Here is a 21,923-nt window from a genome sequence, read left to right as displayed (position 1 = left end):
TCAATGATCCTCGTAGCCGAAATAGGCGGCCTGGATGGCTGCGCTGTTGCCGAGCTCGCGGGCATCGCCATCCAGAACGATCTGGCCGCCGCGCATGAGCAGCATGCGTCCGCCCACCATGACGGCGCGGGTCGAGCTCTGCTCGACGATCAGCAATGTCAGGCCGCGCTGGGCGCGCAGCGCGATCAACCGTTCGTAGACATGGTCGGTGATGTTGGGCGCGAGACCGAGCGACGGCTCGTCGATGGCGATCAGGCGCGGCTGCGTCATCAACGCCCGGCCGATCACCAGCATCTGCTGCTGGCCGCCGGAAAGCAGGCCGGCCTGGCCGTTGCGGCGCTCCTTCAGCATCGCGAACGTGTCGTATACCGAGGCAAGCTCGTCCGCGACGCGGCCGCGCCTGGCGCCTGTGTGCATGCCGGTGCCGACCAGGAGGTTCTCTTCGACCGTCAGCGAACCGAAGACCTCACGGCCCTCGGGCACCATCGAAAAACCCATGCGGGCGATGTTCTCCGGCTTTTCGGCCGTGATGTCGGTGCCGCCGAGCGTGATCTTGCCGCCGGCGCAGTGCGTGACGCCGGCGATCGAGCGCAGCAGCGACGATTTGCCGGCGCCATTCGGGCCGGTGATGAAGAGGATCTCGCCTTCGGCCATCTCGAAGGAAACGTCTCGGACGGCGGTCAGGCTGGCATAGCGTACGGTGACGCCGGTAAGCGACAGCAAGGCGGTCATCAGACGACCTCCAGCGCTTCGACGGGAATGTCGGGATCGGCGGCGGTGCCCATGTAGGCGTGGCGCACCTTTTCGCTGCCGCGGATCGCGGCCGGTGGGCCCTGCTCGATGATGGCGCCGGAGTCCAGCACCACGATATGTTCGCACAGGCCGAGGACGAGGCCGACATTGTGCTCGATCAGCAGCACGCCGCAGCCGAGGTCGGTGGCGATGCGCCGGATCAATGCGGAAAGCTCGGCGGCTTCCGGGCCGCTCATGCCGGCGGCAGGCTCGTCGAGCAGGATATAGGCGGGCCGGCCCATCAGCGCCCGGCCGATGGCGACGCGGCGCTCGTCCGTATAGGGCAGCGTGCCGGCGATGCGCTCGCCCAGCGCGCCGATGCCGATCCACTCGAGCATGGCCTCGGCCTCGGCCACCGCCGCGCGGCGGCTCATTCCGAGCCCGACCCCGGTCACTTCGAGATTGTCGACGACGGCGAGGTCGCGGAACAGGCGGCCGCCCTGGAACGTGCGGGCGATGCCCTTGCGGCGCACCTGATGCGGCTTCATGCCGGCAAGCGACGCCCCGTCGAGCTTCACCGCACCCTCGGTCGGCGACTGGAAGCCGGTGAGGACGTTGACCAGCGTGGTCTTGCCGGCGCCATTCGGGCCGATCAGGCCACTGATGCGGCCCGGCGTCACCTCGAAGTCGACCGCTGAAAGAGCTTTCAGGCCCGCGAATGCGACCGAGACCATCTCCGCCCTCAGATGATTCATGCGCCGTCCCTTCTATTCTCCGATGAAGAAAGCCTGCAGCGACAGGACGGCAAAGGCGCCGGTCACGTGGCTGGATGTCTTCCCCTTCGGTCCCTGCCGCCCTTGTCGGGCGGCTGGGATGGCCAATCTTCTGCCGTCACCGGCATAGTCTCGTCGTTACGCGCGCCGAATCTCGTCGCCGGCGCGCGGGAGGCCGGATCGGCCGACCGCTTCCTCCCTCCAGCCCCTTCGGGGCAGGAAACCTTGTTTCCGCAGGTTGCCCGGTCAAAGTCTCCCGAAGCCTTGCGGCGACCTGCGACCGGCATCAGCCGGCCAGGTAGTCCTCGGCGCGCTTCCGCGTCGCCGTCGCGTCGGCCCGGGCGGCAAGCGCCTGGTCGAGCGTCACTTCCACGAACCGGGCCGGCATATGCGGCTGAAGCTGCGCGATCAGGTCCATGTCGGCCGAGATCACGACGCCCAGCATCATGTAGCCGCCGCCCGAGACCGCGTCGCGGTGGAGCACGATGGGCTCGGTGCCGCTCGGCACCTGCACGGAGCCGTAGGGATAGCAGGCGTCGACGATGTTGGACGGGTCGGAGCCTGCCCCGAACGGCGGTTCGCGCGGCACGAAGTCGAGCGGCGTGCCACCCTTGAAGCGATAACCGATGCGGTCGGCTTCCGGGGCGACCTTCCAGGTCTCTTCGAAGAAGCGCTTGCCGGCAGCATCGGTGACGCGATGCCAGTAAAGGCCGGGCAGCATGCGCAGTTCGGCTTGCGCCTTGTCCGGGCGGCGGTATTCAGCGGGCAGGGACTTGCCAGCCTTCCCCGCGCCCTGGCCGATCGGCAGTTCGTCGCCGGCCTTGAGCACGCGGCCTTCGAAGCCGCCGAGCGCGCCCAGCACGTAAGTCGTGCGCGAGCCCAGCACGACAGGCACGTCGATGCCGCCGGAGATCGCGATATAGGCGCGCGCGCCGCCCTTGAGGTAGCCGAAGGAGAGCCGGTCGCCGGCCTTCACCTCGAAGCTTTCCCAGGTCGGCTTTTCCTCGCCGTTGAGCTTGGGCGGCAGTTCGCCGCCGGTGACGGCGACCGTGACCGGCTGCGTGAATTCCAGCTCGGGTCCCAGGAACGTCGCCTCGAGAAGGGCCGCGCCCGGCTCGTTGCCCACCAGCAGGTTGGCGATGCGCGTGGCGAAGCGGTCCATGCCGCCGCCCTCTGGGATGCCGATATGGTAGTAGCCCGGGCGGCCGAGATCCTGCACCGACGTCGCGAGGCCGGGGGAGATAACCTTGACGGTCATTTCAGCAGCTCCATCAGCTTGGCATTGGTGCCGGTGATGTCCTTGTCGAAGTCGGCCAGGCTGAACGTCGCGTCGCGCACGGTCGGTTGCCACCTGTTGGCCGCGATCTCTTCCAGCGTCGCATCGTAGTCGTCGCGGCCGATCGCCTTGAAGCGCACGATGTCGCCGGGCTTGAACAGGCACATCTCGTCGGTGAGGTAGCGGACCTTTCGCTCGGGATCGTAGATCGGAGCCGGCGTCACGCCGTACATCTGATAGCCGCCGGCGCCGCGCACCGAATAGATCGCGGCGAAGCAGCCGCCGTGGCCGATGGTGAGTTTCGGCGTGTCGGTGCGCGGACGCAGGTATTTCGGCGCCTGGATCTGCCGGGCGCGCTCGACCATCTGGTAGAGGAAGGGCAGGCCCGCCACGAAGCCGACCATGGAGACGAACCATGGCTGGCCGGCATAGGCCGCGATGAACTCCTCGATCGTCGCATAGCCGTTGATGCGGGCGGAATATTCGAGATCGCTCGAGGACGGGTCCTGATGGCGCTCGCGGAAGCGCAACATGGTCTCGTGCGTCCAGGGGTCCTGGAAATAGACCGGCAGTTCGATGATGCGGGTGTCGAGCACCGGATCGGAAGCGGCCGCCGCGCTCTCCATCGACTTCAGTTCGGCAAGGAGATCCTGCGGCTTGATCAGGTCCGGGTCGAAGCGGATCTGGAAGCTCGCATTGGCCGGGCAGATCTCGGTTACGCCCCTGATGCCGGCCTGCTTCACAGCATTGGTCATCGACAGGCCGGTAAAGAAGGAGGCGAGCGACATTTCCTCGGATACTTCCCCGAAGATATGTTCGTCACCGCCGAAGTTGAATCGGATCGCCATCGGGTCTCCTTCAGTTCGCAAGCGCTGCGGCGTTTTCGGTGAGCCAGCCTTCCAGCCAGCGGGTGTGGACGTTTCCGGCGCGCACCGACGGATCGGCGGCGAGGGCCAGGAAGAGCGGCCTGGTCGTCTTGAGCCCGCCGATCTGCAGCTCGCCCAGCGCACGGACCAGACGGTCGATGGCCGCCTCCCGCGTCTCGCCGTGCACGATCAGCTTGGCGAGCAGGGAGTCGTAGAAGGGCGGCACCTGATAGCCCTGGTAGAGCATCGAATCGAAACGCACGCCCGGGCCTCCGGGAATGCGCAGATCCTCGACCGTGCCGGGGAACGGCGCGAAGTCCTTTGCAGGGTCCTCGGCGTTCAGGCGCACCTCGATCGCATGGCCCTTGACCGCAATGTCCGACTGCTTGAGCCGAAGCGGCTCGCCACCGGCGATCCGCAGCATCTCGGCCACCAGGTCGATGCCCGTAACGGCTTCCGTCACCGGATGCTCGACCTGGATGCGGGTGTTCATCTCGATGAAGTAGAAGCAGTCGGCCTCGTCGTCGTAGAGATACTCGACCGTGCCCGCGCCCGAGTAGTTCACGGCCTCGGCGAGCGCCACGGCCGAGGCGCACAGTCTCTCGCGCAGAGCGTCCGAAAGGGCCTGTGACGGCGCCTCTTCCCAGACCTTCTGTCGGCGGCGCTGCAGCGAGCATTCGCGCTCGTAGCAATGGATCGCGCGGGTCCCGTCGGCCAGCACCTGGACCTCGATGTGCCGGGCCTTGCCGATGACCTTTTCCATGTAGAGGCCGCCATCGCCGAAGGCAGCCAGCGCCTCCGCCTCGGCCTGCGGGAAGGCCTGCTCGAATTCGGCTTGGGATTGGGCGATGCGGATGCCGCGCCCGCCGCCGCCGGCAGCGGCCTTGATCATGACGGGGAAGCCGGTTTCTTCGAGGATGGCGCGGGCGTCATCAATGCCGTCGACGCGGCCGGCGGAGCCGGGCACGACCGGCACCCCAGCCTTCGCCGCAGCTGTTCGGGCCGACACCTTGTCGCCCATCAGCCGCATTGCGTCACCGGACGGACCGACGAAGACGAGGCCTGCCGCCTTCACGGCATCGGAGAAGTCGGCGTTCTCCGCCAGGAAACCGTAGCCGGGGTGGACGGAGTCGCAGCCCGTATCGGCGGCCGCCTTCAGCAGCGCCTCGATGTTGAGATAGGACTTCTTGGCCGCCGGCGGTCCGATGTTGACTGCCTCGTCGGCGATCTGGACATGGAGCGCTTCCGCGTCGGCGGCCGAGTAGACCGCGACGGTCGCGATGCCGAGGTCCTTCGCGGCCCGGATGATCCGGACGGCGATCTCGCCCCGGTTGGCAACCAGAAGCTTCTTCAGCATCTCAGTCGAGATCCGCCAGCGGCGCCCCGGCCATGACCGGCTCCTCGTTGTCGACGAGGAAGCGGATATTGGCGCCGGCTGTCTCCGCGCGAACCTCGTGGAACGACTTCATCACCTCGATCAGGCCAATGACGTCGCCGGCGTCGACGGCGTCGCCATCAGCCTTGTAGGGCGGCTTGTCAGGGGCGGCGCTGCGATAGAACGTGCCGGGAAGCGGGGACAGGATCTGGGCCATTTTAGCTCCGAAGTGGCGGTCGTTTGACAGGCAGCATCCGACCCCCCGGGGGGTCGGCACGCAATTTCAGTGCCAGGGCGCGACCGCGTCGCGGACTGCCCTGGTGATGTCGAGTGCATTCGGCGTATCGGAATGGATGCAGATCGTTTCGCAGCGAACCGGGAACAGGCTGCCATCCTCGCAGGTGCCCTGACCGTCGGTGATGGCGCGAACGCAGCGCTCGGCCATCAGCGCCGGGTCCTTGGCATCATGCTCGCGCGTCACGATCAGCGTTCCACCGGGCGCATAGTCGAGATCGGCGTAGTACTCCGCGATGAACGTCTTGCCGCGCGCCTGGTAGACCTTCTCGTGGAATGTGCCGGTCATGCCGAACAGCGGGACGTCGAACACATCGGCAGCGTCGCAGATTCCGTGCGCGACCTCTTCCTGGCGTCCGGCCATGCCGTAAAGGCTGCCATGCGGCTTGATATGGTTGAGGACCATGCCCTCGGCCTTCAGGAAGCCGACAAGGGCGCCCACCTGGTAGATCACGAGATTGGCGACCTCTTCGCGGCTCAGCTTCATCTCGCGGCGGCCGAAGCCTTGCAGGTCCGGCAGGGAGGGATGCGCGCCCACCTTCACGCCGTTCGCCTTGGCGCGGCGTATCGTGAGCCGCATGTGATCCGGATCGGAGGCATGGAAGCCGCAGGCGACGTTGGCCGCGTCGATGAGCGGCATGATGCCGACGTCGTCGCCGATCTTATACAGGCCGAAGCCTTCCCCCATGTCGCAGTTCAGCGTCACGCCCATTCAGTGAACCCCTCGGTGCCGTCTTTTTCGGCGCTGAAGAATGATGGCGCAGCAATGGGCAGTTGTGAAATAGTAGTTTATTGTTTGTTTTATCGAAAAAACTGATCGCCTATTTGCGAGGCAAATTGACCATCACCTTGAAACAACTCGACTATTTTATAGCCACGGCGGATAGCGGGCAGGTCAGTCATGCCGCCGTCGAGTTGAACATCTCCCAGTCGGCGGTCACCGCCGCGATCAAGGCGCTCGAACGCGAATTGGGAGAACGGCTGTTCGACCGGACCCATTCCGGTGTCCGGCTGACGATGGAAGGTGCCCGCTTCCTTGATCACGCGCGGGTCATCACCGGTGCGGTTGCCGCTGCCATCCACAGTCCGCTGCGCGAACACCAGGGTCTGGCAGGCCGCCTGAGGCTGGGCATGACCTACACCGTGGTCGGCTATTTCATGTCCAAATACTACGCGCGCTTCCGCAAGACATATCCCCATATCGAGGTCGAGGCGATCGAACTGCCGCGAGATGCGCTGGAGGAAAGCGTGGTGGGCGGCGACATCGACATGGCGGTCATGCTCGTCTCCAACCTTAAGCGGATGGAGGAGATCGATCATGAGTTGCTGGTACGTTCGCAGCGTCGTTTATGGATGCCGGCCGATCACCATCTATCGGCGAAACCTGCAGTCACGCTGTCGGACGTTGCGGCCGAGGATTATATCTTCCTGACGGTGGACGAGGCGAAAACTACCGCGTCCCGGTATTGGGAAGCAGCCGGGCTGACGCCTCGCACGGTTCTCGTGACCTCGTCGGTGGAGGCAGTCCGGTCGCTGGTCGCGGCTGGCATGGGCGTGACGGTGCTGTCCGACATGGTGTATCGACCCTGGTCGCTGGAGGGCCAGCGCATCGAGGTGCGCGCGCTGGACGACAAGGTTCCCAGCATGGATGTCGGTCTCGCCTGGGCGCGGGACCGGGACATTTCTCCGCAAGCCGCCGCGTTTCGCGCCTTCATGTCGGTCACCATAGGTGGCGGCGGCTGACCTTCCCATCTGCGCCCTTGAGGCGGAGGACTCGTCGCATGCCGCTGGATCCGGATCAGCAGCCGTAACCACGCTCTCGGCACGCTAATCTGTGGATCTTTGACGCCTCGCATATCTGAAGTCCCAACGCACGAAGCAATCGGCGTCGGACTTGGCTGCAGCCTTGGACGTCCTGCCTCCCGGCTCCGGTTCCTCCTCGGCGCTTGCGTTGCAGTTTTAGTCTGACTTCGGACTTGGCGGAGGACGCTCGATTGACAAATTTCAACGAAGCTGGAAGTTTGTCGAAGTCCGTCGCGGGAAGCCGAGGTTCCACCTAGGGATAGGGTTCGCGGGACGGCAGGGAGGCGTTCTTGATTCCACTGCTGAAGGTCGAGGGTCTGAGCAAGTCCTTCGGCGGCGTCCATGCCTTGAAAGACGGTCAGTTCGAGCTGGCGGCCGGATCCGTTCACGCGCTTTGCGGGGGCAACGGCGCCGGCAAGTCGACCTTTCTGTCGATCCTCATGGGAATCCATCGCCGCGATGGCGGCAGGATCTGGCGCAACGGGGAGCTGGTCGAGTTCTCAAGCCCGGCCGAGGCGCTGGCATCGGGCATCGCCATCATCGAGCAGGAACTCAGCCCGGTCCCGTTCATGACGGTCGCCGAGAACATCTATCTCGGACGCGAGCCCTCCCGCCGCTTCGGCGGCGTCGATTTTCGCGTCATGAACCGCGCGGCACAGAAGCTGCTCGACGATCTCGAATTCGACATCCGCGCCGAGCAGACCATGGCGAGCCTGTCGGTTGCCAAGATGCAGCTGGTGGAAATCGCCAAGGCGCTCAGCCACGATGCCGAAGTCATCTTCATGGACGAGCCGACCTCGGCGATCGGGGAGCGCGAGGCGCAGCATCTGTTCGAGGCGATCGAGCGGCTGAGGGCGCAGGGCAGGGGCATCGTCTACGTGTCCCACCGCCTGTCGGAAATCTTCCAGATCGCCGATTCCTACACGGTGTTCCGCGACGGCGCCTATGTCGGCAGCGGCCGGCTCGCCGATGTCGACCGGCCGGCGCTGATCGGCATGATCGTCGGGCGCGAGCTCGGCGAGGAATACATCAAGACCAATGCGCCCACCGACCATGTCGGGCTGGAGGTCGAGGGGCTCGAAAGCCCCGGCAAGATCGCCGACATCTCCTTCAAGGTGCACAAGGGCGAGATCTTCGGCATCTACGGCCTGATGGGATCGGGCCGCACCGAGATATTCGAATGCCTGTTCGGGCTCGACGCGCCATCGGCCGGCCGCATCCTCCTCGACGGCGTCCCCGTGTCCTTTCGCAAGCCGGCCGACGCCATGGCCGAGGGCGTCGCGCTGGTGACGGAAGACCGCAAAAAGACCGGCCTCAACCTGACCGACAGCGTGCGCGGCAATATCGGTCTGGCGAGCCTGCCGGAGATGAGCCCGTCCTTCGTGATGCGACGCAGCGAGGAAGTGGCCGCGAGCCGCGCCATGATCGAGCGCTTCGGCATCAAGGCGGCGCGCGACACGATGCCGGTCTCCGGCCTGTCGGGCGGCAATCAGCAGAAGGTCGTGCTCGGCAAGTGGTTTCTGCGCGAACCGCGGGTGCTGCTGCTCGACGAGCCCACCCGCGGCGTCGATGTCGGCGCCAAGCGGGAGATCTATCGCATCATCTGCGACTATGCCGCGGCCGGCGGAACGGTGGTGATGATCTCGTCGGAGATCGACGAGGTGCTCGGAATGTCCGATCGGGTGATGGTGATGCGTGGCGGTCGCTCCGCGGGGATCCTCGACCGCGCCGAAGCCAGCGCCCAGTCGCTGGTACATCTTTCGACCTGACGGTTGCGGTTCGCGCTGCGCAAGGGGAATAGCCTATGTCCGACGTCAACGTGAAACCTGCTGCCGGCTGGCTGGGATCGGAGCGCCGCCGCCTGCTGGTGCAGGAATACGGCATCTTCATCGCCTTTATTCTGCTGGTCGTGGTCCTGTCGTTCTCCAACCCGTATTTTCTGACCCGGGGCAACATTTCCAACGTCCTGCTGCAGACGTCGATCAACGGCGTGCTGGCGATCGGCATGACCTTCGTGATCCTGTCGCGCGGCATCGATCTGTCGGTCGGCTCGGTCGTGGCTCTGGCAGGTATCGTCAGCGCGAGCTTCGCGACGACCTCGACGACGGCGGCCGTGGCGGGCGGGCCTTACCCCGTCGTCATCCCGTTTGCCGTCGGCATCGGCGTGGGCGTTGCCTGCGGTGCCATCGTCGGCTTCATCGTGTCGCGCTTCGCCGTGCCCGCCTTCGTGGCGACGCTGGGCATGCTGTCGGCGGCCCGCGGCATGACGCTGATCTACGGCGACGGCCGACCGGTGCCGGCGCTGGTGCCGGAGTTCCGCTGGCTGGGCACCAGCAGCATCGTCGGCATCCCGATGCCGGTCGTGATCCTGGCCGTGGTGTTCCTGGTTTCGTGGTGGGTTCTGTCGCGCACCCGCTTCGGCCGCTACGTCTACGCCGTGGGCGGCAACCCGCATGCCGCCAAGACCTCGGGCATCAATGTCAGCCGCATCCGGTTCTCCGTCTACGTCATCTCGGGCGGCCTCGCGGGGCTCGCCGGCATGATCCTCTCGGCACGCACCGGATCGGCGCTGCCGCAGGCCGGCATCGCCTACGAACTCGATGCGATCGCGGCCGTGGTGATCGGCGGCACCAGCCTCGCCGGTGGCGTCGGCCGGCTGACCGGCACGCTGATCGGAGCGCTGATCATCGGCGTCATGAACAACGGCCTCGATCTCATGGGTATCCAGTCCTATTACCAGCAGATCCTCAAAGGCGTGCTGATCGTCGGCGCGGTCATGCTGGACCAGAAACGCAATCAGGACGCCTGATTGCGTGCACGACCGGCTCCGGCACCGCATGCCGAGCCGAAACAGGGAGGCGTCATCGCGGCGCTTCCTGCTCTCCCAGGGAGGAATGAAATGAAGAAGTACTTGCTTGCGTTGGCGGTGGGCACCGCCCTCTGCGCCAGCCCCTCGATGGCGCAGGAAAAGCTGAAGATCGGCGCGACGGTCTACGGCCTCAATGCCGAGTTCATGCAGATCTGGACGTCGGCCCTGCAGCAGCATCCGGCCGTGCAGAACGGCGAAGTCGAAGTGACGATCTTCGACGGCCGCTACGACGCACTGGTCCAGCAGGAGCAGTTCAACACCATGATCACGCAGCAGTACGACGCCATCCTGTTCGTGCCGATGGACGTCGAAGCCGGTGCCGCACCCGTGCAGGCCGCCGTCGACGCCGGGATCCCGGTCGTGGGCTCCAATGCCCGCGTCAACTCCGAGGTGCTGACCGCCTATGTCGGCTCCAACGACGTCGAGGCCGGCGAGCTCGAGGCCAAGGCCGTGCTCGACAAGATGGGCTGCACGGGCAATGTGGTGATCATCGAGGGCCCGATCGGCCAGTCCGGTCAGATCCAGCGCCTCGAAGGCAACATGAAGGCGCTCGAAGCCTGCCCGGACGTCCAGGTGCTCGAGCAGCAGACCGGCAACTGGTCGCGTGCCGAAGCGCAGACGCTGATGGAAAACTGGCTGACCGCTCACCCGGACCAGATCAACGGCGTGATCGGCCAGAACGACGAGATGGCGCTCGGCGCCATCGAGGCGATCAAGGCGGCCGGCCTCGACGTCAAGAGCTTCGCGATCGCCGGCATCGACGGCGTCACCGACGCCATCAATGCGGTGAAGGCCGGCGAGATGGCGTCCATCCTGCAGGACGCCAATGCCCAGGCGCAGGGCGCGCTGGATATCGCCATCAAGGCCGTGCGGCCGGACTATGAGCCGCAGTCGGAGATCTGGCAGCAGTACCCGGACATGGAGTGGCAGGATGGCGGGGCCAAGGACTACCTCGTCCCCTGGACCCCGGTGACCACCGAGAATGCCGACCAGCTGCTGGAAGCCCGCAGCAAGCTCTGACCGCCATGTGGAGCGGCCTTGACCCGGCCGCTCCACCTTCTTTCTTTTGCCGCAAGGACCTGCCCGATGAGCGACGTCGCGCCCCAGATCGACCTGAACTTCGGACTGCCTGACCGTGTCGCGCTGGTGACCGGCGCAGGATCTGGCATCGGTGCCGCGATTGCGTCGGCGCTCGCCGCCAAGGGCGCTCGCATCGCGCTGCTCGATGTCAATGAAGCCGCGGCGCAGGCGCATGCCGCCACGCTGGGCGGCGAGAGCAGGGCCTTCCGCTGCGACGTCTCGGACCAAGCTTCCGTGGAGACGGCAGTTGCCGCGGTTCGTGACGCCTTCGGCCGGATCGACATCGCGGTCAACAGCGCCGGCATCGTGGCGCTGGCCCCTGCCGAGGAACTGTCGGTCGACGCCTGGGACAGGACCATCGCCATCAACCTCAAGGGCACTTTCCTCGTGTCGCAGGCGGTCGGCCGCATCATGATCGCCGCGGGAACCAGGGGGCGCATCATCAATCTCGCCTCGCAGGCCGGCACGGTCGCGATCGACGAGCACGCCGCCTATTGCGCGTCGAAGTTCGGGGTGATCGGCCTGTCGAAGACCCTCGCTGCCGAATGGGGCAAGCACGGCATCACCGTGAACACGATCTCGCCGACGGTCGTCCTGACCGAACTCGGCAAGCAGGCCTGGGCCGGCGCCAAGGGCGAGGCCGCCAAGCAGCGCATCCCCACCGGCCGTTTCGCATTCCCGGAAGAGGTCGCCGCCGCGGCGGTCTTCCTCGCATCCGACGGCGCCCAGATGATCAACGGCGCCGATCTGCTGATCGACGGCGGCTACACGATCCTCTGATCCGCATTCCTTTCAAACCAGCAAGCATTCCGCATCGGAGTTTATCATGCAGCGTTTCATCAATGACCCGGATGATGTGGTCGACGACAGCGTGCGGGGCTTCGTCAAGGCACATGCCGACCTGGTGCGGCTGTCGGAGAAGAACCGCCGCGTCGTCGTCTCGACGGCCGCGCCGGTGAAGGGCAAGGTCGGCGTGGTGACGGGCGGCGGCTCTGGCCACGAGCCGGCCTTCGTCGGCTACACCGGCCGCAACATGCTCGACGCGGTGGCCATCGGCGAGCTGTTCTCGTCTCCGACGGCCAAGAGCTTCCACGAAGCGATCAAGGAAGCCGACGGCGGCGCCGGCGTCGTCTGCCTCTACGGCAATTACGCCGGCGACAACATGAACGTGAAGATGGCGGCCAAGCTGGCTGCCAAGGACGGTATCGAAGTGGCGACCGTCGTGGCCAACGACGATGTCTGCTCGGCCTCGCCCGAGGAGCGCGAGAAGCGCCGCGGCGTGGCCGGCGAGATCTTCATGTGGAAGATCGGCGGCGCGAAGGCGGCGAGCGGCGCCAGCCTCGAGGAAGTGCGGGTTTCCGCGCAGAAGGCGATCGACAGCTGCCGCTCGATCGGCGTCGGCCTCGGCCCCTGTACGCTGCCTGCCGTCGGGCACCCCAACTTCCAGATCGAGCCCGGCACGATGGAAGTCGGGATCGGCCACCATGGCGAGCCCGGCATCCGGGTCGAGAAACTGAAGACGGCTGCCGAGGTCGCCCGCGACATGTGCCAGCTGGTGCTCGACGACCACGACCTGCCCGCCGGCACCGAGGTCGCGGTGCTGCTCTCCGGTCTCGGCGCGACGCCGCTCAACGAGCTCTACATTCTCAACGACACGGTGGAAGCGGAGATCGCGGCGCGCGGCCTCACGATCCACCGCAGCTTCATCGGCAATTACTTCACCTCCCTGGAAATGGTCGGCGCCAGCCTCACGGTGATGGCGCTGGACGAGGAGATGAAGACGCTGCTCGATGCCGACGCCAGCTGCCCGGCAATGCCGTGACGGACAAGGAGACGAAGACCATGCAGGCATTCCCCAATGCCGGTTCCGGCGCGATCGTCTTGCGCATGGCCGAGCGGATCATCGAGAACCGGGCCTATCTCAGCGAGATCGACGGCAAGATCGGCGACGGCGACCACGGCGTGAACATGGCCAAGGGCTTCGGCATGGCCGCCGAGCAGCTCAAGGACGCCGATGCGAGCCTCGCGACGGCGATGAACACGTTGGGCGATGTGCTGATGAGCGAGATCGGCGGCTCCATGGGGCCGCTCTACGGCATGATGTTCACCGAATTCGCCGAAGCGATCGAGGGCAGCGAGACGGTGGACGCGCAGGCGTTCTCGGCGATGCTGCACAAGGGCCTGGAAGGCCTGGAGTCGATCGGCGCGGCCAAGGTGGGCGACAAGACGCTGCTGGACACTTTCGTCCCGGCGCTGGACGCGTTCGATGCGGCGATCGCCGGAGGCCAGTCCTTCGCTCAGGCACTCGATGCGCTGTCGGCCGCCGCCGAAACGGGTCGCGACTCCACGATCGACCTCGTTGCCAGGATCGGCCGCGCATCGCGTCTCGGCGAACGCTCGCGGGGGGTGCTGGATGCCGGCGCCACGTCCTGCGAAATCATCCTGAACACGCTGGCGAACGGCGCGAAGGAACGGCTGACGCGCTGAGCGCGTGCCGTGCCTCCGGATCATACCGCTCGCGACGCGGGCACCTTACATAGGACGGGAAGGGCGTGCGGCAGATTGCTCCGCGCCTGAAGCTGTCCGATCATCGACCCGGGTGCAGGTCGCCCAACGGAGCCTTCATGACAACGAAGAATTCCCTCGTGCTCGAGCGTCGCGGCCAACTGGCGCTGCGCCCGATCGATCTGCCGACCGAGGTTGGCCCTGACGACGTGAAGATCGCCATCCACACCGTCGGCGTGTGCGGGTCCGACGTGCATTATTATACCCATGGCAGGATCGGACCCTTCGAGGTCAAGGCGCCGATGGTGCTGGGCCATGAAGCCGCCGGCACGGTGATCCAGATCGGCGAGCGGGTGACCGGTCTTGCCGTCGGCGATCGCGTCTGCATGGAGCCGGGCGTGCCCGATGCCAATTCGAGGGCCTCGCGGCTCGGCATGTACAATGTCGATCCGGCCGTGAGCTTCTGGGCGACGCCGCCGGTGCACGGCGTGTTGACGTCGGAAGTGGTGCATCCCGCGAGCTACACGTTCCGACTGCCCGACAACGTGTCGTTTGCCGAGGGCGCGATGATCGAGCCTTTCGCGGTGGGCCTGCAGGCCGCTCAGAAGGCGCAGATCGCACCGGGCGATGTCGGCGTGGTGATCGGCGCCGGGCCGATCGGGATCATGATCGCGCTGGCAGCCCTGGCCGGCGGCTGCGCCACGGTGGTGATTGCCGATCTCTCGGCCGAGAAGCTCGCCATTGCCGGCCAGTATCCTGGCATCGTGCCCGTCGACATCCGGTCGCAGAGCGTCAAGGACGTCGTGGACGGAGTGACCGACGGCTGGGGCGCGGACGTCGTGTTCGAAGCGAGCGGCTCGCCCAAGGCGTGGCAGACGCTGCTCGATCTTCCGCGGCCGGGCGGCTGCGTGGTCGTGGTCGGCATGCCGGTGGAGGCGACGCTGATCGACTGGTCGCTCGCCTCGACGAAGGAACTCCGGTTCGAGACAGTGTTCCGCTATGCCCACCAGTATCCGCGCGCGATCCAGATGCTGGGTTCCGGCAAGGTCGACCTGAAGCCGCTGATCTCGGAAACCTACCCCTTCGAGAAGGCGATCGAGGCGTTCGACCGCGCCGTGGAAGGCCGGCCGACCGACGTGAAGATCCAGATCACCATGCCCTGAGGGGCGCCGCTTGCAGAGAAGAGAACAGCCATGAAAATCGCCATTGCCGGTGACAGCGCCGGAGCGCCTCTCGCCAAGGCGCTTGCCGAGCACCTCTCGGGCCGCGAAGGTCTCAAGGTCTCCGAAGTCAGCACCCCGCCGACCGGATCCGGGGAGTACTACGCCAACCTTTCCGAGCGCGTCGCCAGCGGCATTCTCGACGGCACCTATGACCGCGCGATCCTCTGCTGCGGCACCGGGATCGGCGTCGCCCTTTCGGCGAACAAGATCCCCGGCATTCGTGCCGCGCAGACGCACGATCCCTATTCGGCCGAGCGCGCGGCGCTGTCCAACAACGCCCAGATCATCACCATGGGCGCGCGGGTGATCGGCTCCGAGCTCGCCAAGTCGGTGGCGGACGCCTTCCTCTCGGTGACCTATGATCCGGCCGGCCGGTCGGCCGACAACGTCAAGGCGATCGACGCGCTCGACGCCAAGTTCCGCCGCGCCTGACGGCAGGCGGCGCGTCCCTGCGAAGGAGTCGGCCCGGCAGCAGGCGCGCCGACCTGTCTACGGTCACTGGTGCTCGGCGTCCGGCCCGCCGTCCTCGAACGCGCTCGCCATCGCCTCCAGGATCAGCAAGGCCGACACGGCACCCGGGTCGATATGGCCGATGGAGCGATCGCCGACCCGCGCGGCCCGGCCGCGTACGGCGATCATGGTACGCGTGGCTTCGGCGCCTTCGGCTGCCGCGACCTGGACGCAGGGCCAGAAACGGCCCGGCGTTTCCCGCAGTGCCTGCTGGGCGGCTTCCGCCGCCGGCAGCCACACATCCAGCATGGTCTTCTCGCCCCTGCTGCCCTTGCCCCGCTCGGCGATTCCCGAAGCGATGGCCTCGATGGTCGCGGCGGCCGCCGCCTCGTCGAAGCGCGTCGTTCCCTCCAGTCGCTGCGCGGCGCGCAGGAAGCCGCTGGCATAGAGCGGACCGGTCGAGGCGCCCACCGCATCCAGGAACGCGCCGGCGGCAATGCGGAAAATCTCGGACGGGGTGACGCGCTGGGCATCGGTCCGGGCGAGCGTGGCCGCGACGGCGCGAAAGCCGAGCGACATCGTCATGCCGTGGTCCGCATCGGCGATCGCCCCGTCGAGATCCGACAGATGATCGCGCTTCGCCTCCATGACGGCCGCGGTGCGCTCGAATATCTCCACGAGCCGTCTCGATCCTGGGGTCGGCATGGAACGTCCTTCTGGGGCGGAGGGAGGAGCCGGCGCGTCCCGGTCGCGAGAAGGGGGCGTCACGAGCGCACCTGAAGGGCGGGCGTATCGCAGGGATGGGCAAGAAGCTCGGCGAGTTCGTCGTCGAGATGCATCACAGAAATGGATGCTCCGACCATGTCGAGCGACGTGCAGTATTCGCCCACCCAGCGGGTCTCCACGACCAGGCCCTTGGTCCGCAGTCGCTGCTCGACCCGGCGGTACAGGACGTAAAGCTCCATCATCGGCGTGGAACCGAAGGAGTTGACCAGGACCGCGACGCGGTCGCCCGGGACGCTCGGCATCTCCACGAAAATCCGGTTCATGACGCCGTCGACCACCGTGTCGGCCGTTTCCAGCGGCTCCCGCGCCACACCCGGCTCACCGTGGATGCCGACGCCGACTTCCATGTCGTTGGGGCCGATGACGAAATTGTAGCGGCGCGTCTGCGGCATGGAACACGGCTCCAGCGCCACGCCGATCGTGTAGGTCCGCAGATTGGCCTTGCGCGCGACGCGCTCGCAGGCATCGAGCGACCAGCCGCGATCGCAGGCCGCCCCCGCCACCTTGAACACGAGAACGTTGCCGGCGACGCCGCGCCGGCCATCGCGATCTTCGGCCCGCGAGGATGCGATGTCGTCGGTGGTCACGACGGTGCGAACCGGAATGCCGTCCGCCTGGACGAGTTCGGCGGCCATTTCGAAATTCATCGTGTCGCCGGCATAGTTGCCGTAGATGAACAGGACGCCCTCGCCACCGGACACGGCGCGGGCGGCGCGCGCGATCGGATCGGGCGGCGGCGATGAGAACACGTTGCCGACAGCCACGGCATCCGCCATGCCACGCCCGACATAGCCGAAAAAGCACGGCTCGTGACCGGAGCCCCCGCCGATCACCAGCGCGACTTTGCCCTGCCGCGGCGTGCCGAGCGCCCGGAAGGCGCGCCGCGCGCCCTCCACCGGCACGAAATGGGCGCTATGAGCGCGCAGTGCGCCATCCAGCATCTCGTCGACCACGTCGTCGGGATCGTTCAGGAACTTCTTGACGTGGCGGCGCTGGACTACGGCCGCCGGGGCGGCGTCCCCGGTCCTGAGCGGCGCAGGGCGAGACAGCTTCGTGGCGCCGTCGGCTTCGAGCAATGCCTTGCCGGTTGCCGCATCGGTGACCAGAACATCGACGAAGCCGCCGCGCAGGGCGCCCAGCACCGCCGGCACCTTGTCGATGCCGCCGGCGACGGCGATCCGCCGCTCGATGCCGCGCAGTGCGTCGAGCGAAATGCCGAGCGTGCGATCCTCGAGCGGGCCGAGCACCGGGCGCCCATGGCCGTCGATGAAGCGTCCCGCGATCACGCCCACCGCGTTCAGCGCGAGATAGGTCTGCAGCGGCGCGTGGTCGAAGAAGCCGCTGGAGTGGATGGTGGAGTTCGGACGGAGCGAGGAAATCCCGAACAGCGCCCGGCTCGCCTGGCCGAGCGCCTGGAACTGCGAGCGGATGAGCGGCTCTGCCATCAGCATGTCCAGCATCGCCGGTGACGACACGATGCTGGGGGCGGTGATCGGGACGCATTCGGCGCCAATGCCGGCCGCGAGGCGCGCCGCACAGATCTCCGGAGCGTCCGGCTGGCCGGTGGTCACGCCGCCGGTGGCCTGCACCACGCGGACATCCTGAAGCCCGGTTACGGAGGTGGCGCCGGCAACCGCCAGTACCGTCCGGCCCCAGCCGACCGCGATCGTGTCGCCCGACCGCAGATATCGCCGCAGGACCAGGCTGCCGGCCCGGCCCAGCCGGTCGATCAGCGAATGCGCCGGATCATGGTTCGGGAACACCAGGCAGTCATGCAGGCCGAAATGCCGCTTCAGCTCCTGCGCCACCGTCAGCGAGGCGAGGCGCTGGGGATCGAGCGTGATGTTGACGATGCCACGCTCGCGGGCATCGGCCAGATAGGCATTCACCGTGGCGCGCGAGATCCCCATGGCATCGGCGATCTCGCCCTGGGTGAGCCGGTCCTCGTAATACAGCCAGCAGGCCCAGACCTGCGGATCGTCACCGAAGCGCAGGGGGATGATGTCGGCAGCATCCGGCCCAACGGCACGGACCCGCCGCCGGCCGGCATTTGGCAGAGAATTCGCCATACGCGCTTACCCTCGTCGAACCTCTCCGCAGGGATGCATCTATTCCGCCGCCGCCGCAAGGTGACGGGCGGATGCGCATTTGGCCATCGGGGCGGGAGGCAATCCGTCCGCTCGCCCACGGAGCGGATCCTTCTGCTTCAGCGTCCGCGCTTCTGGGTCGCGAAGAACACGCCCGCGCACAGAATGAACAGGCCGAGGATGGCGGTCTGCCACGAACTCGGGATGCCGATCAGGATCAGCACGTTGTTCACCAGCGTGATGAGGACCACACCCAGGAGCGTTCCGAGGACCGTGCCCGATCCGCCGGTTATGCGGGCACCGCCAAGGATCACCGCGGCAATCACCGACAGTTCGATGCCGGCGAGGTCGAACGGGTTGGCCAGCCGGTTGCTGGATACGTGAATGATTCCGGCGATGCCGGCCAGCATTCCGGCCCAGGTGAACACGAAGAGCTGCACGCTCGCCACGCGATAGCCCAGGCGCTCGGCGATATCCGGGCGACCGCCGACCGCGTAGACGGCCCGGCCGATGAGGGTGAAACGCAGCACCGCCCAGGTGGCGAGCGCCGCGACGGCCAGGACCAGCACGAAGCCGGGAAGCTGCACGGTGAAGCCGTTGGCCGCCGTCTGCGTCATCAGGCTCCACTGGCCGAACCGGTCCATGGCGGGCGGGATGTTCATGAAGAGCGCCGTGCCGATGAAGGTCAGCAGGATGCCGCGATAGGCATACTGGGTGCCGATCGTGACGATCAGCGAGGGCGCCCTCAGGACATTCACCAGGACGCCGTTGACCGCGCCGAGCAGGGCGCCGCCCATGGCCGCCATGAGGAAGATCAGCACCATGCCCGTATCGGGAGCGAGCAGCGTCACGGCCTTGGTCACCGCGTACATCACGAATGCGGCGATGGCCGAAAAGGAAACGTCCAGCCCGCCGGCTGCCAGCACCATCAGGACGCCCAGTGCGAACAGCCCCCGCACCACCGAAGCGCGCAGGATGTCGAACAGGTTGGCGAGCTGCCAGAAGGCCGGGTTCAACAGGCCGACGCCGACGCAGAGCAGCACGATCAGCAGGGCGGCGAAGCTCTCGGGATAGCGGTAGAAGAAGGCGCGGATCCGGCTCGGCAGACCGGCTTGCGCGCGCTGGTCTTCAGCCGTGGTGATCGCGCTCATGCTCGGTCCTCTGCCGCTTCGCCATCCGGGATCGCCGCTCCCATCATCGCGTATAGATCGTTCTCGCTGAGGCTTCCTGCCGGTTCGCAGGCGACGATGCGACCCTTCTGCATCACCGCGATGCGATCGCAGTTCTGCAGGAGTTCCGGCAGGTCATCGCTGATCAGGATCACTGCCATGCCGTTGGCGGCCAGGCCCTGGATGATCCGGAAGATCGTGTCCTTGGAGCCGACATCCACACCGACGGTCGGACCGTGCAGGATGAGCAGCCGCGGCTCGATCGCCAGCCAGCGGCCGATCAGGACGCGCTGCTGGTTGCCGCCCGACAGGGAATCGACCGGTGCCTTGATGTTGGGGGCTACGACCTTGAGCTCGTTCATCAGCCTGGTGGTCAGCGAGGCGCTCTTGGCCGGATCTATCAGCCCGAAACGGCTGCGCAACCGGTGCATGATCGCCGTGACGACGTTGTCCTCGATCGGCTTTTCCAGGAACAGGCCCTCTGTGAGACGGTCCTCCGGTACGTAGCCGATGCCGGCTGCATTGGCCGATGCCGGATCCGGCAGTGACAGAGCCGTGCCCCCTAGGCTGATCTCGCCGCCATCGGGCGGAGCGACGCCAGCGAGGGCGAGGGCGAGTTCGTTGCGTCCGGAGTCCAGAAGGCCGGTGACGCCGAAGATCTCGCCTTCGGCGACCGCGAACGTCACACCCTGGAAACGGCCCTCTCGGTTGAGATCCTTGACGTCCAGCAGGACAGGACCGAGCCGCGGGTTTTCGCGGTAGCGCCCCTCTTCAAGCTCCCGGCCCGTCATCCACTGGCCCAGTTCCCGCTTCGTCGCCGAGCCGATATCGCATTCGCGCACCATCTCTCCGTCGCGCATGACGATCGCCCGCCCGCCGATAGCCTTGCACTCGTCGAGCTTGTGCGTGACGAACAGCACCGAGACGCCGTCGGCGTGAAGCTTGCGGACCACCGAAATCAGGTTCTCGACTTCGCGGCGCGTCAGCGAGGTGGTCGGCTCATCCATGATCACGAGGCCGGCTTCGCCGGCGATCGCGCGTGCGATCGCGACGAGCTGGCGGGTGGCGATGGGCAGTTCCTCGATGCGCCTGCCGAGGAACGCGCTGTCGGTCGGCAGACCGACCTTTGCCAGCGCGTCGCGCGCGGTCTGGCGCAACCCACGCCCGTCGATCACGCGAAACAGCCGCCCGTCGCCTTCGACCAGCTGCCGGGTCAGGCCGATATTCTCCTCGACCGACACGTTGGGGAGCAGCGAAAGATCCTGGTAGACCGTCTCGATGCCGGCCTGGAGGGCGCGGATGGGGTTGAGATCGTTGCGGACGGCGCCGTCGACCACGAGATCGCCCTCGCTCGCCGGCTGAGCGCCGGACAGGATCTTGATCAGGGTCGATTTCCCGCAGCCGTTCTCTCCGAGCAGATGGTAGGTCTGGCCGCGCTCGATGCTGAAGCTTATGCCGCGCAGCGCATGCACGCCGCCGTAGCGCTTGTGGAGGTTGCGCACCTCGATGAACGGCGTCGTCGGGGCGGCGACCCCGGTGGGCTCACCCCGTGCCTCGGGCTCCATCATTTCGTCCTGCATGATGCCTCAGCGACGGTTCCGGTTCCGCCGACTCGATGGAAGGCCGGGGCGAGGAGCCGCCCCGGCCATTGTGTGGCTGATCCAGTGATCAGAACGGATAGTCCTTGTAGTTGTCCTTGGTGACGTCCACCCAAGCCTGGCCGCGCACGATGATGCCGTCGCCCGGCCCGTCGGTCACCGAGACGTTGTCATAGCCCGCGACACCCAGGTCCATGCCGTCGGTGATCACCTCCCCCTTCAGAACCTTGTGGGCGAGGATGTTCATCACGTAGCCGGCATCCTTGGGATCCCAGAAGGCGATGCTGTCGATCGCGCCGGTCTCCAGATACGGGCCGGAATCCTTCGGCAGGCCAAGCCCGATCACGCAGGTCTGGTCGGCAAGGCCGGCTTCCTCCACGGCGCGACCGATGCCGATGACGTCGATCGCCGAGCCACCCTGGAAGCCCTTGATGTCGGGGTGGGCGCGCAGGATCTCCTTCGCCAGATCATAGGCTCGGTTGGCATCGTTGAAGGATTCATTCTTTGGCGAGACAAGCTCCATCTCGGGATGCTTTTCGGCATTCTCCGCGCCGCCATCGGCCCACTGGACGTGGGTGAGGCTGCCGAGAGAGCCGACGAACGAGGTCCACTTGCCCTGGCCGCCCATGCAGGTCGCCAGCTGCTCGTTGAAATGGGCGCCGAAGGCGGTGTTGTCGAATGCCTCGAGATCCACCTCGGTGTTCTGCAGGGTGTCCGCCTCGTGGGTGATGACCTTGATGCCGCGCTGCTGGGCGCGCCGGAGGACGCCTTCGAGCGAGGAGGGGTCCATCGGCACGATCGCGATGGCACCGACGCCCTGGGCGATCAGATCCTGCACGATCGCGGCCTGCTGGGCGGCATCGGCCCGGGCTGGTCCGACCTGGCGGGTCGTGACATCCTCGTTGTCCTGTCCGTACGCCTGCACGCCTTCCTCCATGCGGGTGAACCAGTTCTCACCCGTCACCTTGACGACGGTGACGATGTCGCCGCTGCCCTGTGCGGCAAGCGGGGTGACGAGCATGGCGCATACGGCTGTA

The 21,923-nt window shown here is 66.6% G+C and carries 21 protein-coding genes; 9 read left to right on the top strand and 12 right to left on the bottom strand.

Going from position 1 to position 21,923, the window contains the following annotated elements:
* The 7 genes from GGR03_RS05740 to GGR03_RS05710 all read right to left on the bottom strand — a co-directional run bounded on the left by GGR03_RS05740 (window position 1) and on the right by GGR03_RS05710 (window position 6,028).
* Window positions 1-732 (bottom strand): ABC transporter ATP-binding protein, encoded by a 732-nt coding sequence (locus GGR03_RS05740; protein WP_183206594.1) that lies wholly within the window; start codon window positions 730-732, stop codon window positions 1-3.
* Window positions 732-1,487, bottom strand: a complete 756-nt coding sequence (locus GGR03_RS05735; protein ID WP_183206593.1) for an ABC transporter ATP-binding protein — start codon at window positions 1,485-1,487, stop codon at window positions 732-734. The genes GGR03_RS05740 and GGR03_RS05735 overlap by 1 nt, the downstream gene beginning before the upstream one ends.
* Window positions 1,488-1,791: 304 nt before the next feature.
* Window positions 1,792-2,763, bottom strand: coding sequence for a 5-oxoprolinase subunit C family protein (locus tag GGR03_RS05730; RefSeq protein ID WP_183206592.1), 972 nt, complete (start codon window positions 2,761-2,763; stop codon window positions 1,792-1,794).
* Window positions 2,760-3,629 (bottom strand): 5-oxoprolinase subunit B family protein, encoded by an 870-nt coding sequence (locus GGR03_RS05725; protein WP_183206591.1) that lies wholly within the window; start codon window positions 3,627-3,629, stop codon window positions 2,760-2,762. Before GGR03_RS05725 ends, GGR03_RS05730 begins: the two co-directional genes overlap by 4 nt.
* A gap of 10 nt (window positions 3,630-3,639) precedes the next feature.
* Complete coding sequence (locus tag GGR03_RS05720; RefSeq protein ID WP_183206590.1) at window positions 3,640-5,004, bottom strand: acetyl-CoA carboxylase biotin carboxylase subunit; 1,365 nt, start codon at window positions 5,002-5,004, stop codon at window positions 3,640-3,642.
* 1 nt (window position 5,005) lies between these two features.
* Window positions 5,006-5,239 carry an acetyl-CoA carboxylase gene (locus tag GGR03_RS05715; RefSeq protein ID WP_183206589.1) on the bottom strand — a complete coding sequence of 78 codons (234 nt, stop codon included), beginning with the start codon at window positions 5,237-5,239 and terminating at the stop codon, window positions 5,006-5,008.
* 66 nt (window positions 5,240-5,305) lie between these two features.
* Window positions 5,306-6,028, bottom strand: coding sequence for a LamB/YcsF family protein (locus GGR03_RS05710; protein ID WP_183206588.1), 723 nt, complete (start codon window positions 6,026-6,028; stop codon window positions 5,306-5,308).
* Between the two features lie 125 nt (window positions 6,029-6,153).
* Here GGR03_RS05710 and GGR03_RS05705 point away from each other — a divergent pair, with 125 nt between their 5' ends.
* The 9 genes from GGR03_RS05705 (at window position 6,154) to derI (ending at window position 15,228) form a co-directional block, all read left to right on the top strand.
* Complete coding sequence (locus GGR03_RS05705) at window positions 6,154-7,059, top strand: LysR family transcriptional regulator (RefSeq protein WP_183206587.1); 906 nt, start codon at window positions 6,154-6,156, stop codon at window positions 7,057-7,059.
* A 350-nt stretch (window positions 7,060-7,409) separates the two neighbouring features.
* Entirely contained in the window at window positions 7,410-8,888 is a 1,479-nt protein-coding gene (locus tag GGR03_RS05700) for a sugar ABC transporter ATP-binding protein (RefSeq protein ID WP_183206586.1), read from the top strand.
* A 35-nt stretch (window positions 8,889-8,923) separates the two neighbouring features.
* A complete protein-coding gene (locus GGR03_RS05695; RefSeq protein WP_183206585.1) occupies window positions 8,924-9,928 on the top strand; it encodes an ABC transporter permease in 1,005 nt (334 codons plus the stop codon).
* A gap of 90 nt (window positions 9,929-10,018) precedes the next feature.
* Entirely contained in the window at window positions 10,019-11,008 is a 990-nt protein-coding gene (locus tag GGR03_RS05690; protein ID WP_183206584.1) for a substrate-binding domain-containing protein, read from the top strand.
* A gap of 66 nt (window positions 11,009-11,074) precedes the next feature.
* Window positions 11,075-11,848 carry an SDR family oxidoreductase gene (locus GGR03_RS05685; protein WP_183206583.1) on the top strand — a complete coding sequence of 258 codons (774 nt, stop codon included), beginning with the start codon at window positions 11,075-11,077 and terminating at the stop codon, window positions 11,846-11,848.
* Between the two features lie 46 nt (window positions 11,849-11,894).
* Window positions 11,895-12,890, top strand: coding sequence for a dihydroxyacetone kinase subunit DhaK (locus GGR03_RS05680; RefSeq protein WP_183206582.1), 996 nt, complete (start codon window positions 11,895-11,897; stop codon window positions 12,888-12,890).
* Between the two features lie 20 nt (window positions 12,891-12,910).
* A complete protein-coding gene (dhaL, locus tag GGR03_RS05675; protein ID WP_183206581.1) occupies window positions 12,911-13,555 on the top strand; it encodes a dihydroxyacetone kinase subunit DhaL in 645 nt (214 codons plus the stop codon).
* 137 nt (window positions 13,556-13,692) lie between these two features.
* Entirely contained in the window at window positions 13,693-14,736 is a 1,044-nt protein-coding gene (locus GGR03_RS05670) for an NAD(P)-dependent alcohol dehydrogenase (RefSeq protein ID WP_183206580.1), read from the top strand.
* A 30-nt stretch (window positions 14,737-14,766) separates the two neighbouring features.
* Window positions 14,767-15,228: a D-erythrulose-4-phosphate isomerase gene (derI, locus tag GGR03_RS05665; protein WP_183206579.1), complete on the top strand. Its 462-nt coding sequence runs from the start codon at window positions 14,767-14,769 to the stop codon at window positions 15,226-15,228.
* A 63-nt stretch (window positions 15,229-15,291) separates the two neighbouring features.
* Here the strand turns inward: derI and dhaL (GGR03_RS05660) are convergent, their stop codons facing one another.
* From dhaL (GGR03_RS05660) to GGR03_RS05640, 5 genes are all read right to left on the bottom strand, one after another.
* Entirely contained in the window at window positions 15,292-15,951 is a 660-nt protein-coding gene (gene dhaL / locus GGR03_RS05660; protein ID WP_183206578.1) for a dihydroxyacetone kinase subunit DhaL, read from the bottom strand.
* Window positions 15,952-16,010: 59 nt separating this feature from the next.
* Window positions 16,011-18,101, bottom strand: coding sequence for a bifunctional sugar-binding transcriptional regulator/dihydroxyacetone kinase subunit DhaK (locus GGR03_RS05655; protein ID WP_183206577.1), 2,091 nt, complete (start codon window positions 18,099-18,101; stop codon window positions 16,011-16,013).
* 137 nt (window positions 18,102-18,238) lie between these two features.
* Window positions 18,239-19,270, bottom strand: a complete 1,032-nt coding sequence (locus GGR03_RS05650) for an ABC transporter permease (RefSeq protein ID WP_183206576.1) — start codon at window positions 19,268-19,270, stop codon at window positions 18,239-18,241.
* Window positions 19,267-20,868, bottom strand: a complete 1,602-nt coding sequence (locus tag GGR03_RS05645; RefSeq protein ID WP_425486697.1) for a sugar ABC transporter ATP-binding protein — start codon at window positions 20,866-20,868, stop codon at window positions 19,267-19,269. The genes GGR03_RS05650 and GGR03_RS05645 overlap by 4 nt, the downstream gene beginning before the upstream one ends.
* Window positions 20,869-20,956: 88 nt before the next feature.
* On the bottom strand, window positions 20,957-21,907 hold the full coding sequence (locus tag GGR03_RS05640) for a substrate-binding domain-containing protein (RefSeq protein WP_425486703.1): 951 nt from the start codon (window positions 21,905-21,907) through the stop codon (window positions 20,957-20,959).
* Between the last annotated feature and the right edge of the window lie 16 nt (window positions 21,908-21,923).

This window comes from Aurantimonas endophytica (assembly GCF_014196845.1).
In the GTDB taxonomy this organism is placed as follows: Bacteria; Pseudomonadota; Alphaproteobacteria; order Rhizobiales; family Rhizobiaceae; genus Aurantimonas; species Aurantimonas endophytica.
Note: the sequence above shows the minus strand (reverse complement) of the source record. Positions and strands in the feature narration are given on the sequence as shown.